Source organism: Variovorax sp. PBL-E5, from assembly GCF_901827185.1.
Taxonomy (GTDB): Bacteria; Pseudomonadota; Gammaproteobacteria; order Burkholderiales; family Burkholderiaceae_C; genus Variovorax.
The window spans coordinates 2072793-2086654 of record NZ_LR594671.1 but is presented as its reverse complement, the minus strand read 5'-3'; the positions used below and the strand labels follow the sequence as shown (position 1 = coordinate 2086654).

Sequence of the window (13862 nt, the reverse complement as noted above, 5' to 3'; positions counted from 1 at the left end):
ACAGGGTTTCCGCGCTGCAGCAACAAAGGCCAATGGCCTTCCAAAAATAACGGCACTTAAAAGACGGAACTTGAGCCGCAGGCGCGAGTCATCGGCCGTCATTGGAAGCCAAGCCGCGCGCCCATTCAGCGCGTTGTCAGCGCACGGCCCGCTGGCGTTCAGCCGCGGTCGTCCTTGCCGGCGTAGGGGTTGTGCGAGGTCTTGAGCTCGATGCGCAGCGGCGTGCCGACCAGATCGAACTCCTTGCGGAAGCGTCCTTCGAGGAATCGCTTGTAAGCATCGGTGACGTGCTCCAGCGAGTTGCCGTGGATCACGATCACCGGCGGGTTCATGCCGCCCTGGTGCGCATAGCGCAGCTTCGGCCGGAACATGCCGGACTTCTTGGGCGCCTGGAACTGCACCGCCTCCAGCAGCAGGCGCGTGAGCACGGGCGTCGACATCTTGCGCGTGGCGGACTTGTGGGCCTGCGCGATGGCCTGCCACACGGGGCCCAAGCCCTGGCGCTTGATGGCCGAGATGAAATGCAGCGCGGCGAACTTGAGAAAAGGCAGCCGCGTTTCGATCTGGCGCTGGATCTGCTCGCGCTGGTAGCTGTCGACCGCATCCCACTTGTTGATCGCGATCACCACCGCGCGGCCGCTTTCGAGGATGTAGCCCGCGATGTGCGCGTCCTGGTCGGTCACGCCCTGCGTGGCGTCGAGCAGCAGCAGCACGACGTTCGCCGACTCGATGGCCTGCAGCGTCTTGACCACGGAGAACTTCTCGATCGCCTCGAACACCTTGCCGCGGCGCCGCAGCCCCGCCGTGTCGATCAGCTCGAAGCGCTGGCCGTTGCGCTCGAAGGGCACGGTGATCGCATCGCGCGTGGTGCCGGGCAGATCGAAGGCGACCAGGCGTTCCTCGCCGAGCCAGGTGTTGATCAGCGTCGACTTGCCGACGTTCGGGCGGCCTGCGACCGCCAGCTTGGTCGGCTTGTTGACATCCTCTTCGTCGGCTTCGTCGCCGGGCTCGGGCAGGTTCAGCGGCTCGAGCGCAAGCTGGACCAGATCGCGAATGCCCTGCCCGTGTGCCGCCGAGATGCCGTGCACCTCGCCGAAGCCGAGTTCGTAGAAGTCGACCAGCTTCGTGCCGTCGTGCATGCCTTCGGCCTTGTTGGCCACCAGCACGCAGGGCTTGCCGAGCCGGCGCAGCTCGTTGGCGATGTCGTGGTCCTGCGCGGACAGGCCTTCGCGCGCGTCGACCACGAAGACCACCACGTCGGCCTCGGCCACGGCCTGCCGCGTCTGCTTGGCCATCTCCTTGAAGATGCCGCTGCCGGCGTCGGGCTCGAAGCCGCCGGTGTCGATCACGATGAACTCGTGCCGGCCCTGACGGCCATTACCGTAATGGCGATCGCGCGTGAGCCCCGCGAAATCGGCGACGATGGCGTCGCGCGTCTGCGTGAGCCGGTTGAACAGGGTCGACTTGCCGACGTTGGGACGCCCGACCAGCGCGATGACCGGCTTCATCGAAGGCGTCCTTTCACGGTCATTCCGGGCGGTAGCCGAAGACGCCGCCGTTGCGCGTGACGATGACGACCGTGTTGCCGGCCAAGACCGGTGCTGCGGCAATCGCCGAGCCGTCGGGCGTGATCCGGTTCAGCGGCTTGCCGTCGTCGCGCGAGAGCAGGTGCACGAGGCCGGTGCTGTCGCCGATGATCAGCGAGCGGCCGACTGCGAGCGGTGCGGTCAGGACGCGGTACTTGAAGAGCTCGGTCTGCCAGGCGCGCTCGCCGTCGCTGCGGCGCCAGGCCACCACGCTGCCGTCTTCCTCGGTGCCGTAGACGAAGCGGTCGTCGCCGCTCACGCCCTCGGCGCCGACGGCCGGCTTGCTCCAGACCAGCGTGCCGCGAGAACCGTCGACGCAGCCGACGTTCGCGTAGTAGGCCCGCGCGCAGAGGCTGTCGCCGACGCGGCTCACGTTGCCGGTCAGATCCACCAGGCGCTCGATGTCGTTGGTGCCGCGCGGCGCGGCGATGGGCGACTCCCAGCGCGACGAGCCGTTGGCCGGATTGATGCCGACCAGCCGTCCGCCCACGCCGGTGACCAGCGTGTCGCCGAAGGCGAACAGCGGGCCCGGCTTCTTCAGCACCAGGTTTTCGGGCGTGCGCTGCTGCGACCAGATGCGGCGGCCGGTCTGGCCGTCCCATGCGCTGGTGGTGCGGTCGGCCGTCTGCACGAAGACGCGCCGGCCGGCGACCAGCGGCGGGGTATAGGCCTGCGCCGTGAGCTTCTGCCGCCAGAGCACCTTGCCGCCCTGCAGCGCGACGACCTCGTTGGCGGTGGTGACGGCGGCAACCAGCGAACCATCGCTGCCGACGCCGGCGGCCAGCGGCGCACCGGCATTGGCGCGCCACGATTCCTGCCCCGAACGCGCATCGATCATGACCACGGTGCCGTCGCTGGCGCCGACGCTGACCATGTCGCCGCTGACATCGGTCGAGAGCGGAAAGCTCACCGCCGGGATGCGGATGTTCCACGCCTGGCGGATGCCGAGCAGCGGGACGTTGGCAGGCAGCTCGGCCGGCTTCGGCTTGGGCGTGCCCGAGCAGGCCGCGAGCGCGGCAACCAGGGCCAGGGCTGCACCGGCGCGCAGAGGGGGCACGAGAGACGCGAAACGCTTGAAGTTCATGGTGCGGTCTTGGCTGAAGCGGGAGCTGAAGCGGAGGATGGCGAAGGGACAGCAGCCGGCGTCAGGCTCTTCGGGTCGACGCCGACAGCATTGAGCTTGATCTCGACCAGGCGGCGGTAGTCGGTGCGGGGATCGAACGCGCTCCAGGCCTTCTGGTATTCGGCCTTGGCCTCGTCGCGCTTGCCCTCGGCCAGGTAGATGTCGCCCTTGCGGTCGGCCACCAGCGCATCGAACTCCTTGGGCATCTCGCCCGAGAGCTGCTTCAGCGCCTCATCGTAGGACTTGGCATCGAGCAGCTCGGCCGCGAGCCGAAGCTTCGCGACGGCCTGATAGCCCGGGTCGACCGCATGCTCGGCCACCCAGGCGAGCGCAGCGCGCGACTCGTCGTTCTTGCCCTTCACGTGCAGCGTCTTCGCGGCCAGCAGGCCGGCCTGCTGCGCGTAGGCCGTGCCGGCGAAGCGGTCCTTCATCTCGGTCAGCGCGCGCTCGATACGGGCCGGATCGCCCGACTGCGCGCTGCGTTCGACCTCGTCGTACAGCGCCGAGGCCTGCGCGGCCTTGTTGCGCTGCAGGTACTGCCAGCCGTTCCAGGCCACGAAGGCACCGGCCACAAGCAGCACGGTCCAGGTGATCAGGTTGCCGTAGGTGTTCCAGAAATGCTTGAGCTGGTCGAGCTGTTCCTGTTCTTCGAGATCGAGAGGGGTGGCCATGCGCTGTCAGTCGTTGGGAGCCAAAGATTGTAGGGTGGCGGCCCACGCGGCCGGATCGGCCAGCGGGCGCGTCGTCTGCGTGCCGCTGCCGTCGCGCAGCGCCTTGACCGTGACCTCGCCGCGCGCGAGTTCGTCGGCACCGAAGACCAGCGCATGCGCGGCACCGCTGGCATCGGCCTTCTTGAACTGCGACTTGAAGCTGCCCAGGCCGTCAGCCGTGGCGGCATGCATCTGCACCCGCAGGCCGGCGTCGCGCAGTTGCTGCAGCGTGCGCAGCGCGAGTGGCATCGCAGCGGCATCGGGCACCACCGCGTAGGCGTCGGGCACCGGCAGCGGCACTGGCGTGCCCTGCTCCTTCAGGAGTTCGAGCACGCGCTCCACGCCGATGGCCCAGCCCACCGCGGGCGCGGGCTTGCCGCCGAGCTGCTCGAAGAGGCCGTCGTAGCGCCCGCCGGCGCACACCGTGCCCTGCGAGCCCAACCGATCGGTCACGAATTCGAAGACGCTGAGGTTGTAGTAGTCGAGGCCACGCACCAGGCGCGGGTTGACGGTGTAGGCGATGCCGTTGGCGTCGAGGATGGCCTTCAGCCCGTCGAAGTGCGCGAGCGACTCGGCGCCGAGGAAGTCGATCAGCTTCGGCGCCGATTCCACCAGCGCCTTCATCGCCGGGTTCTTGGTGTCGAGGATGCGCAGCGGATTGCTGTGCAGCCGGCGTTTGGCGTCCTCGTCGAGCTGGTCGGCATGCGCCTCGAAGTGCGCAATCAGCTGTGCACGATGCTGCGCGCGCTCGGCCGGCTGGCCCAGGCTGTTGATCTCCAGGCGCACGTCGGTGAGGCCGATGGCTTTCCACAGGGCATTGGCCAGCAGGACCAGTTCGGCGTCGACGTCCGGCCCGGCGAAGCCCAGCGCCTCGACGTCGATCTGGTGGAACTGGCGGAAGCGCCCGCGCTGCGGCTTCTCGCGCCGGAACATCGGCCCGATCGCCCACAGGCGCTTGCCGCCGTCGTAGAGCATGTTGTGCTCGATCGCGGCGCGCACGATGCCGGCGGTGTTCTCGGGGCGCAGCGTCAGATGGTCGTTGTCGCCGTATTTGTCCGAGCGGTCCTGGAAGGAGTACATCTCCTTCTCGACGATGTCCGTGACCTCGCCGATGCCGCGCACGAACAGCGCCGTGTGCTCGAGGATCGGCGTGCGGACATTGCGAAAGGCATAGCGCGCCATCAGCTCGCGCACGATGCCCTCGAGCCATTCCCAGCGCGCCGATTCCGGCGGCAAGGTGTCGTTCATGCCTTTGACGGCATTCAGTTTGTCAGCCATGGGTAGGAAGCTCAGGCAGCTTGCACGGCGGGTGCACTGCCGAAGCGCTTTTCGATGTAGTTTTCGACCAGTTGATGGAACTCGTTGGCGATGTTGTCGCCACGCAGCGTGAGCGCCTTCTCGCCGTCAATGAAGACCGGCGCGGCCGGCGCCTCGCCCGTGCCGGGCAGGCTGATGCCGATGTCGGCATGCTTGCTTTCGCCGGGACCATTGACGATGCAGCCCATCACGGCCACCTTCATCGTCTCGACGCCGGGGTACTTGCTGCGCCAGACCGGCATCTGCAGGCGCAGGTAGTCGTCGATCTGCTTGGCCAGTTCCTGGAAGGTGGTGCTGGTCGTGCGGCCGCAGCCGGGGCATGCGGTGACGCTGGGCACGAATACGCGCAGGCCGAGCGCCTGCAGGATCTCGTTGGCGATCAGCACTTCCTGCGTGCGCGACTCGCCGGGCTGCGGCGTGAGCGAGACGCGGATCGTGTCGCCGATGCCTTCCTGCAGCAGGATCGACAGCGCCGTGGCCGAGGCCACCGTGCCCTTGGTGCCCATGCCCGCTTCGGTGAGGCCCAGGTGCAGGGTGTAGTCGCAGCGCTTCGCGAGTTCGCGGTAGACCGAGATCAGGTCCTGCACGCCGCTGACCTTGCAGCTGAGGATGATCTGGTGGCCCTTCATGCCCATCGATTCGGCGAGCTTCGCGGAATCGATGGCCGAGCTGACCAGCGCCTCGTACATCACCTGCTTCGCATCCCAGGGCTCGGCGCGGCGGCTGTTGATGTCCATCAGGCTGGCCAGAAGCTCCTGGTCGAGGCTGCCCCAGTTGACGCCGATGCGCACGGGCTTGTCCCAGCGCATGGCAACGTCGATCATCTGGCCGAACTGGCGGTCGTGCTTGTCGCCCTTGCCGACGTTGCCGGGATTGATGCGGTACTTGCTGAGCGCCTCGGCGCAGGCCGGATGGTCGGTGAGCAGGCGGTGGCCGTTGTAGTGGAAATCGCCGATCAGCGGCACGTCGATGCCCATGCGGTCGAGCTGCTCGCGAATGTAGGGCACTTGTGCGGCGGCTTCGGGCGTGTTGACGGTGATGCGCACCATCTCCGAGCCGGCGATCGCCAGTTCCTTGATCTGGATCGCGGTGCCGATCGCATCGACCGTGTCCGTATTGGTCATCGACTGCACGCGCACCGGCGCGTCGCCGCCGACCGTCACGGTGCGCGCGCCCCAGACCACGCTGGCCTGGCGCGAGCGGCGCGCCTTCGGTGCCGCGGACCCGATCGGCAGGCAGCCGAGAGTGCCGGTAGTGTCGGTGTCTGTCATGGTTTGACCTCGAAGCGTGCGACGCCGCCGGAATGCGTGAGCGGCGCCAGGTCGTAGGGCTTGCCGCGCACCTGCACGTCGACGACCGATGCCCGGCCGACCACCACCGCGAGCGGCAAGGTGCCCGTCACGCCCACCGTCTCGCCGCCCTTGACCGTGCGCCTCAGCAGCGGCTTGCCCCCGGCCTCGCTCACGGTGATCCAGGAATCTTCGCGCGCCGTGAAGACGATCACGTTGCTGCCGACGGCCGCAGGCGCAACCGCCGCTGCTGCAACAGGCGCAGCCGCGGAAGCCGCGGCCTGCGGTGCGGGCGCCGCCGGCGGCGCGGGCTGCACCGTCTCGACAGCGCCGCCGTCAGGCGCCGGCGCGGCCGTGGGCTCCACGGCCGGGGCGGGCTGCGCCGCGTCGTTGCGCGACATCAGATGGGAGAACGAGGCACCGATCTGGTCGAACACCGATTGCGGCAGCCAGAACAGCACGGCCGCCCCGGCCAGCAGCAGAACCACCACGCCCAGCAGGGCGCGCGAAGGCAGGCCCTGCGCGCCATTGCCCGAGCGCGGCACGTTGGAACGCAGGCTCCTGCTGATGGTGCGATCGGCATCCGCCAGGCCGGCGCGCGGCGCGCCCGGCAGCTTGGCCAGCACCGGCGCGGGATCGATCCGCAGCGCACGGCATACGCTGGCCGCGAGTGCGCGCGCGAACACAGGGTCCGGCAGCGCATCGATGTCGTCGGCCTCGAGGGCAGCCAGCTTCTGCGTCGACACCTTCAGCGCCGCCGCCACCATGTCGATGTGCAGGCCATGCGCTTCGCGCGCCTCGCGCAGCATGTCGCCGGCCGTCATGTGCGCGGTGTCGGGGCCGCCCAGCGGCACCGAGGCGGAGGTGCCGAACTCGCTGATCCGCTCACTCATTGAAGTTTCCGCGCTCGTACGCGCTCGCCTCCCGCGATTCGGGGAAACGGCGCTGCAACTGGCTTGCGAGTTGCGCGGCGGCGTCGCGGTTGTTGAGGTGGCGCTCGACCTTGATGCCCAGCCAGAGCGTCTCGGCATTGGCCGAGGGGCCATTGTTGACACGGCGAATGTAGAACTGCGCACGCGCCCATTCCTCGCGCTGCGCCAACAGCACGGCCAGGTTGAAGCCGATCACCGGATTGCCGGCATCGAGCTCGTAGGCCTGCGTGAGACTGCGCTCCGCCTCGGCGCGCTGGCCGGCCTTCATCTGGCACACGCCCTGGGTCATGAACGTCTTGGCGCGCTCGCCGTAGGTCGGGATCGCCAGCGCCGCCGAGAACTGCGCCTGCGCATCGGCGTAGCGGTTCTGCTGGCACAGCAGCCAGCCGTAGTTGTGCAGCACGTTGGGGTCGCGCGGATTGAGCGCGATGGCGCGGCGAAAGCTGTCTTCGGCCAGGCCCGCGTCGTCGAGCCGCATGTAGACCAGGCCGCGCAGGTTGTAGGCATCGGGGAAAGTCGGGTCGGCCGCCAGCGCCTGTTTGATCTCGTCGAGCGCCACCTTCGTCTCGCCGGCCTGGAAGTAGCCGATCGCGAGTTCCATGCGCAGCTTGGCGCGCTTGCGGCCGGCGGTCTCGTCGGAGTCGGTCACGATGTCGGCACCGTTGCCCGCCGTGCTGCCGACGGTGCCGGCCTTGTTGGCGCAGCCCGCCAGCAGCACCGCCGCGGCCAGGCCGAAAAGGACCCGCATCCACAGCTTGTGCACGATCGGAAAGGCATGGCTCATCGCTTCATCGCTCCTGGGCAGTGGGTGTGGTGGTGGCCGCCTTGCGGGCCGGATGCAGAACAACGGTACGCCGCTGCGCCATGCGCTGGGCGGCATGCGTGCGGTCCTTCACATCGCCGGCCAGCTGACCGCAGGCCGCATCGATGTCGTCGCCGCGCGTCTTGCGCACGGTGGTCACGATGCCGGCCTCGCTCAGCACCTTGGCGAAGGCGAGCACGCGGGCCTGCGGCGAGCGCAGCAAGCCGGAGGCCGGGAAGGGATTGAAAGGAATCAGGTTGAACTTGCAGGACATGCCCTGCGAGCGCACCAGTTCGACCAGCTGGCGCGCATGCTCGGGCTGGTCGTTGACGCCGTCGAGCATGCAGTACTCGAAGGTGATGAAATCGCGCGGCGCATGCGCAAGATAGCGCTTGCAGGCCTCGAGCAATTCGGCGATGGGGTACTTGCGATTGAGCGGCACCAGATCGTCGCGCAGCGCGTCGTTGGGCGCGTGCAGCGACACGGCCAGTGCCACCGGGCAGTCCGCGCCCAGGCGGTCGATCATCGGCACCACGCCGGAGGTCGACACCGTCACACGCCTGCGCGACAGCCCGTAGGCGTTGTCGTCGAGCATGGTACGCAGCGCCGGCACGAGAGCGGCGTAGTTCTGCAGCGGCTCACCCATGCCCATCATCACGACATTGGAGATCACGCGCTCGTCGCGCTGCAGATGCTTGCGCAGGAAGTGCTCGGCGAACCAGAGCTGGGCGACGATCTCGCCGGTCGTGAGGTTGCGGCTGAAGCCCTGATGGCCGGTCGAGCAGAACCGGCAGCCGACGGCGCAGCCGGCCTGCGAGGAGACGCACAGCGTGCCGCGGTCGTCCTCGGGAATGAACACCGCCTCGACCGCGTTGCCGTCACCGACGTCGAACAGCCACTTGATCGTGCCGTCGGCCGACGCGTGCTGCGTGATCACCGGCAGCGGCTCGATGCGCGCCGTGGAGGCGAGCTTCTCGCGCAGCGACTTCGCGAGATCGGTCATCTGCGTGAAGTCGGCCGCGCCGCGCTGGTGGATCCAGCGGAACAGCTGCGTCGCGCGGAAACGCTTCTCGCCCAGGCCCTCGCAGAACGCGGCCAACCCCTCGAGATCGAATTCGAGCAGGTTGGTGGTGGTCATCGCGTCAGGCGGGTTGAACCTCAGCGTGCGTAGACGTTGAGGCCGGCGAAGAAGAAGGCGACTTCGGCCTGGGCGGTTTCCGGAGCGTCCGAGCCGTGCACTGCGTTGGCGTCGATGCTGTCGGCGAAGTCGGCGCGGATGGTGCCGGCGGCGGCCTTCTTGGGATCGGTGGCGCCCATCAGGTCGCGGTTCTTGGTGATGGCGTCTTCGCCTTCGAGCACCTGCACGAAGACCGGGCCGGAGATCATGAACTCGACCAGGTCCTTGAAGAAGGGACGCGCCTTGTGGACCGCATAGAACTGCTCGGCTTCATTGCGCGACAGATGCACCAGCTTGGCGGCCACGACCTTGAGGCCGGCCGCTTCGAAGCGGGAGACGATCTTGCCGATGACGTTCTTCGCCACGGCGTCGGGCTTGATGATGGAGAGGGTACGTTCGATGGCCATTGAAGTGATTTCCTGAGAACTTGGATCTGGATGTGGCTGCGTCACGCCGCGCCGCTCGCGCCTGCCTGACAAAGCCTCTAATTTTAACCGGCGCGGTCAGCACGGCCCGTGACGAGCCGACGAAAAACCGCGGCGCCGGCCCGTTTTCAGCGGCCGCGGCGACGTCCGCCGCTCGGCCCGCCGAAATTACCGCCGCCACCGCCGCCGCCGCGACGCGGGCCCTGGCGCTGCTCCTTGCGCTGACGCGAGAAGCTGTCGGCGCCAATGTACCCGAGCGAGGTCTTCATCGGATCGGGCTGGTTGGCGCCGCTCGGCGGACGGTCTTCGCCCTGGCGATTGCCGCCCTGTCGGTCGTTGCGGTTGTTGCGGCGGCCCTGGGGCGGGCCGCCGGCGTTGCCGCCGCTGCGGCCGCGATCGCCGCGCACGCCCTGGCCGCCGCCCAGCGGATTCGGAATCGGCGGCTCGCGCATGTCGTCGCGCGGACCGCCACCGCCACCTCCGCCGCCATTGCGATTGCCGCGCCGCTTGCGATTGCGGTTGTTCCGGCCACCGCCGTCCTGGCCGGGCCCCTGCCCCTTCGGGCCCATGCCAGAGCGCGGTGCACGCTCCCCGGAACCCGCAGCCTCGAACAGCGCGCGGATGTCGCGCTCGTCCAGCTCCATCCAGGCGCCGCGTTTGAGGCCGCGCGGCAGCACCATCGCGCCGTAGCGAATGCGGATCAGGCGGCTCACCGCATGGCCGACCGATTCGAGCATGCGCCGCACCTCGCGGTTGCGGCCTTCGGAGATCGTGACACGGTACCAGCAGTTCGAGCCTTCGCCGCCGCCCTCCTCGATCGAGCCGAACTGTGCCATGCCGTCGTCGAGCCGCACGCCGTCGAGCAGGTGCTGCTTCTCTTCGCTGCTGAGCGCGCCGAGCACCCGCACCGCGTATTCGCGCTCCAGCCCGAAGCGCGGATGCATCAGCTGGTTGGCGAGTTCGCCGGAGCTGGTGAAGAGCAGCAGGCCTTCGGTATTCAGGTCGAGACGGCCGACCGATTGCCATTTGCCCTGCTGCAGGCGCGGCAGCTTGCGAAATACGGTCGGGCGGTTCTGCGGGTCGTCGTGCGTCACGACCTCGCCGACCGGCTTGTGATAAGCGATCACGCGCGCCGGCGGCGGTGCGATGCGAAAGCGGATCGGCTTGCCGTTGATCTTCACCTGGTCGCCGTACTGGATGCGCTGGCCGATGTGCGCCGGCTCGTTGTTGACCGAGATGCGCCCCTGCAGGATGAGCTGCTCCATCTCGAGCCGCGAGCCCAGGCCGGCCTGGGCCAGCACCTTGTGCAGCTTGGGCGAATCGGCCTCCGGCAGCAGCACGCGCTTGATCGCCGGCACGTCCGGGCTTTCCTCGTCGGCGTCGAACTGGCCGGAGATGACATCGGCGAAACGGATCGGCTCGGGCGGCGGTGCGTTGCGCTGCTCCTTTTCGGCGGCCCGGCGGGCGCGGTCGAGGTCATCCTCCTCTTCGTCGGGCTCCTCTTCTTCTTCCTCGTCGTCGTCATCGCGCTGGTCATGGCCGCCCGCATCCTGCGCGACCGCGGGGGCCGCGGCGACAACGGGCTCCTGCGCGGCGGGTGCAGGCGCCTCGTCCGCCTGCGGCTCGTCGGCGATCGCATCCGCCGCGGGCTTGCGCTGGCGCGGCCGGCGTTTGCGAGGTGCCTCGGACGGGTCCCGCGTCAGCGCTTCGGCCGGGCTTTCTGCCGCCTGAGCAGGAACGGCCGCCTCGTCTTCGGGCGCGGGTACGGCGGGCATCGCGCCCGCTTCGTCAGGTTCGGAGGGGCTCATGATGGGTTTCCGGAAGGAACGGCGGTGGGTGTTGCCTCGTCGGGCGCGGGTTCGTCGTCGACAGGGGAGGATGGCTCGAGCTCGGGCTCGGCCTGTGCATCGGTCTCGGCCTCGGCCTGCGTCCCGGGTTCGTCGATCAGCAAGGCCGGCTGGTCGGACCCTGCCGCCTGATCGAGCGCGTCGATCAGCGCGCCCTGTTGCGCCGGCGTTTCGATCACGGGCAGCTGGTCGAGCGACGCCAGGCCGAGGTCGTCGAGGAACTGGCGCGTGGTCGCATAGAGCGCGGGGCGGCCGACCGTCTCGCGGTGGCCGATGACTTCGACCCAGTTGCGGTCCTCGAGCTGCTTGAGGATCAGCGAATTGATGGTGACGCCGCGGATGTCTTCCATGTCGCCGCGGGTGACCGGCTGCCGATAGGCAATGATGGCCAGCGTTTCGAGCGCCGCGCGCGTGTAGCGCGGCGGCTTCTCGGGGTGCAGGCGATCGAGGTGATCACGCAGCTCGGGCCGGCTCTGGAAGCGCCACCCGCTGGCCACGCTCACCAGTTCCAGGCCGCGCTGCGACCAGTCTTCCTGCAGCTCGAGCAACAGCGTCTTGATGGTGTCGCCACCCAGCTCATCGTCGAACAGCACGCGCAATTCGCGCACCGGCAACGGCTGGGTCGAACAGATCAAGGCGGTTTCGAGAATGCGCTTGGCATCCGCCGTATTCATGGTTCGCGTTATCCGGGAAAAGGCGCCTCGAAGGACGCTTGTTCAGAAGGATGGAAGAAGGCGTTGCCGGCACGCGGCGCAATGCAACGCAAGGCCGGCTCGGTGGCCGGCGCGGCCCTCGGGGCCGTCAGGCGCGATTGTAATCCAGGCCCCAGCTGCGCAGCCCTGCTTCGAGATCGGGCGGCGGCGGCGAGCGGAATTCCATCGGCACCCGGCTGACCGGATGCACGAACGCGAGCCTGAATGCGTGCAGCGCCTGGCGCGTGAGGCCGGCTGCCGCGACGCCGCCGTACAGGGCGTCGCCGACCAGCGGATGGCCGATCGATGCCATGTGGACGCGGATCTGATGGGTGCGCCCGGTCTCCAGCGTGCAGCGCACGGCGCAGCCTTGTTCGTTGCTATCCAGCGCCTCGATCAGCGTGCGTGCCGGCTTGCCCGAATGCCGCGCCAGGTCGACCACGGCCATGCGCAGCCGGTTGCGCGGATCGCGCCCGAGCGCGGCATCGACATGCCGCGCAGCAGCGCCCTGCCAGCTGCGGTGCGCGAGGGCGAGGTACTGCCGCTTCACCTCGCGCGCGGCGATCAGCGCGACCAGGGCATCCATCGCCGCGCGGCTGCGGGCCACCACCATCAGCCCGCTGGTGTCGCGGTCGAGCCGATGGACGATGCCTGCGCGCGGCAGCAGCGTCGCCTTCGGGTCGAGCGCCAGCAGGCCGTTGAGCAGCGTCCCGCTCCAGTGGCCGGGCGCCGGATGCACCACGAGGCCCACCGGCTTGTCGATGATGCGCAGGTGCTCGTCCTCGTACAGCACCTCGATCGGCATCGGCTCGGGCCGGAAGGCCTGGCTTTGCGGCGTCGGGCGCAATTCGATGCGCCCCTCCTCGCCGGCATGCACCGTGGCCGACGGCTTGGTGGCGGGCTGCCCGTGCAGTTCCACCATGCCGGCATCGATCAGTTGCTGGAGGTAGCTGCGCGAAAACTCGGGCACCAGCGCGGCGAGCGCGCGGTCCAGGCGCTGGCCGTGCTGGGCCTGGCCGACGCGGAACGAACGGAGTTCGCTGGCATCCGAAGGATCGGCCCCCTCGTCGTGCTCGGCCGTCTCGGGGCTATGGCCCGAAGGGTCGGCCGATATAATTGAGGGCAACTGTTTCACGAAAGCCTTATGTGATGTTTCGCGCCAAATTATCGGTTGTCCCCGGCTGGCTGGCTCTGTGCGCAGCCGCATGGCTGGTGGCCGGCTGCTCGTCGACACCCGTCGACAAGACCGCGAACTGGAGCCCCAATCGCATCTATGCGGAGGCCAAGGACGAATCGGGCTCGGGCGCCTACGACAAGGCCGTGCCGCTCTATGAAAAGCTTGAGGGCCGCGCGGCCGGCACGCCGCTGGCACAGCAGGCCGAACTCGAAAAGGCCTATGCGCAGTTCAAGTCCGGCGAGAAGCCCGCCGCGATCACCACCATCGACCGCTTCATGAAGCTGCATCCGGCCAGCCCCGCGGTCGACTATGCGCTCTACCTCAAAGGCGTCATCAATTTCAACGACGACCTCGGCCTGTTCTCGTTCCTGACGCGCCAGGACCTCTCGGAACGCGACCAGAAGGCGGCCAAGGAATCCTTCCAGGCCTTCAAGGAACTGGTGACCCGCTTCCCCGATTCGCGCTACGCGCCCGACGCACGCCTGCGCCTGAACTACATCGTCAACTCGCTGGCGCAGTACGAAGTGCATGTGGCGCGCTACTACTACACGCGTGGCGCCTACCTGGCCGCGATCAACCGCGCGCAAGTGGCCCTGGCCGACTACCGCGAAGTGCCGGCGCTCGAGGAAGCGCTCTACATCATGGTCCAGTCGTACGACGCCCTGGGCATGACGGACCTGCGCGACGACGCGAAGCGCGTGCTGACCACCAACTACCCGAAAAGCGAATACCTGACGCGCGGCTTCAAGACGAAGGACGATCCCTGGTGGAAGGTCTGGTAGGGC

General features: G+C 68.4%; 13 protein-coding genes. 1 reads left to right on the top strand and 12 read right to left on the bottom strand.

All coding sequences use genetic code 11. The features are described from left to right. Nucleotides 1–158: 158 nt before the first annotated feature. The 12 genes from der to WDLP6_RS10145 all read right to left on the bottom strand — a co-directional run bounded on the left by der (nt 159) and on the right by WDLP6_RS10145 (nt 13035). On the bottom strand, nt 159–1508 hold the full coding sequence (gene der, locus WDLP6_RS10200) for a ribosome biogenesis GTPase Der (RefSeq protein WP_162592238.1): 1350 nt from the start codon (nt 1506–1508) through the stop codon (nt 159–161). Nucleotides 1509–1527: 19 nt separating this feature from the next. Further along, nucleotides 1528–2670: an outer membrane protein assembly factor BamB gene (gene bamB / locus WDLP6_RS10195; RefSeq protein ID WP_162592237.1), complete on the bottom strand. Its 1143-nt coding sequence runs from the start codon at nt 2668–2670 to the stop codon at nt 1528–1530. Beyond that, on the bottom strand, nt 2667–3380 hold the full coding sequence (locus WDLP6_RS10190) for a YfgM family protein (RefSeq protein ID WP_162592236.1): 714 nt from the start codon (nt 3378–3380) through the stop codon (nt 2667–2669). Before WDLP6_RS10190 ends, bamB begins: the two co-directional genes overlap by 4 nt. Nucleotides 3381–3386: 6 nt before the next feature. Beyond that, nucleotides 3387–4697, bottom strand: coding sequence for a histidine--tRNA ligase (hisS, locus tag WDLP6_RS10185; protein WP_162592235.1), 1311 nt, complete (start codon nt 4695–4697; stop codon nt 3387–3389). A gap of 11 nt (nt 4698–4708) precedes the next feature. Continuing rightward, the gene (gene ispG, locus WDLP6_RS10180) at nt 4709–6007 is read right to left on the bottom strand and encodes a flavodoxin-dependent (E)-4-hydroxy-3-methylbut-2-enyl-diphosphate synthase (RefSeq protein ID WP_162592234.1); all 1299 of its coding nucleotides are present in this window, start codon (nt 6005–6007) and stop codon (nt 4709–4711) included. Further along, nucleotides 6004–6918, bottom strand: coding sequence for a helix-turn-helix domain-containing protein (locus tag WDLP6_RS10175; RefSeq protein ID WP_162592233.1), 915 nt, complete (start codon nt 6916–6918; stop codon nt 6004–6006). The genes ispG and WDLP6_RS10175 overlap by 4 nt, the downstream gene beginning before the upstream one ends. Continuing rightward, nucleotides 6911–7741, bottom strand: coding sequence for a type IV pilus biogenesis/stability protein PilW (gene pilW, locus WDLP6_RS10170; RefSeq protein WP_162592232.1), 831 nt, complete (start codon nt 7739–7741; stop codon nt 6911–6913). Before pilW ends, WDLP6_RS10175 begins: the two co-directional genes overlap by 8 nt. A 4-nt stretch (nt 7742–7745) precedes the next feature. Beyond that, complete coding sequence (gene rlmN, locus WDLP6_RS10165; RefSeq protein WP_162592231.1) at nt 7746–8897, bottom strand: 23S rRNA (adenine(2503)-C(2))-methyltransferase RlmN; 1152 nt, start codon at nt 8895–8897, stop codon at nt 7746–7748. A gap of 20 nt (nt 8898–8917) precedes the next feature. Beyond that, nucleotides 8918–9343 carry a nucleoside-diphosphate kinase gene (gene ndk, locus WDLP6_RS10160; protein WP_162592230.1) on the bottom strand — a complete coding sequence of 142 codons (426 nt, stop codon included), beginning with the start codon at nt 9341–9343 and terminating at the stop codon, nt 8918–8920. 146 nt (nt 9344–9489) lie between these two features. Next, nucleotides 9490–11169 (bottom strand): pseudouridine synthase, encoded by a 1680-nt coding sequence (locus tag WDLP6_RS10155; protein ID WP_162592229.1) that lies wholly within the window; start codon nt 11167–11169, stop codon nt 9490–9492. Further along, nucleotides 11166–11882: an SMC-Scp complex subunit ScpB gene (gene scpB, locus WDLP6_RS10150; protein WP_162592228.1), complete on the bottom strand. Its 717-nt coding sequence runs from the start codon at nt 11880–11882 to the stop codon at nt 11166–11168. Before scpB ends, WDLP6_RS10155 begins: the two co-directional genes overlap by 4 nt. Before the next feature lie 127 nt (nt 11883–12009). Then, nucleotides 12010–13035, bottom strand: a complete 1026-nt coding sequence (locus WDLP6_RS10145) for an RluA family pseudouridine synthase (protein ID WP_232077018.1) — start codon at nt 13033–13035, stop codon at nt 12010–12012. 14 nt (nt 13036–13049) lie between these two features. Here WDLP6_RS10145 and WDLP6_RS10140 point away from each other — a divergent pair, with 14 nt between their 5' ends. Further along, the gene (locus WDLP6_RS10140) at nt 13050–13859 is read left to right on the top strand and encodes an outer membrane protein assembly factor BamD (RefSeq protein ID WP_162566884.1); all 810 of its coding nucleotides are present in this window, start codon (nt 13050–13052) and stop codon (nt 13857–13859) included. Nucleotides 13860–13862: the final 3 nt, after the last annotated feature.

Coding starts and splice junctions, on each gene's coding strand:
- der (WP_162592238.1), bottom strand. CDS start 1,508: ATGAAGCCGGTCATCGCGCTGGTCGGGCGTCCCAACGTCGGCAAGTCG.
- bamB (WP_162592237.1), bottom strand. CDS start 2,670: ATGAACTTCAAGCGTTTCGCGTCTCTCGTGCCCCCTCTGCGCGCCGGT.
- WDLP6_RS10190 (WP_162592236.1), bottom strand. CDS start 3,380: ATGGCCACCCCTCTCGATCTCGAAGAACAGGAACAGCTCGACCAGCTC.
- hisS (WP_162592235.1), bottom strand. CDS start 4,697: ATGGCTGACAAACTGAATGCCGTCAAAGGCATGAACGACACCTTGCCG.
- ispG (WP_162592234.1), bottom strand. CDS start 6,007: ATGACAGACACCGACACTACCGGCACTCTCGGCTGCCTGCCGATCGGG.
- WDLP6_RS10175 (WP_162592233.1), bottom strand. CDS start 6,918: ATGAGTGAGCGGATCAGCGAGTTCGGCACCTCCGCCTCGGTGCCGCTG.
- pilW (WP_162592232.1), bottom strand. CDS start 7,741: ATGAGCCATGCCTTTCCGATCGTGCACAAGCTGTGGATGCGGGTCCTT.
- rlmN (WP_162592231.1), bottom strand. CDS start 8,897: ATGACCACCACCAACCTGCTCGAATTCGATCTCGAGGGGTTGGCCGCG.
- ndk (WP_162592230.1), bottom strand. CDS start 9,343: ATGGCCATCGAACGTACCCTCTCCATCATCAAGCCCGACGCCGTGGCG.
- WDLP6_RS10155 (WP_162592229.1), bottom strand. CDS start 11,169: ATGAGCCCCTCCGAACCTGACGAAGCGGGCGCGATGCCCGCCGTACCC.
- scpB (WP_162592228.1), bottom strand. CDS start 11,882: ATGAATACGGCGGATGCCAAGCGCATTCTCGAAACCGCCTTGATCTGT.
- WDLP6_RS10140 (WP_162566884.1), top strand. CDS start 13,050: ATGTTTCGCGCCAAATTATCGGTTGTCCCCGGCTGGCTGGCTCTGTGC.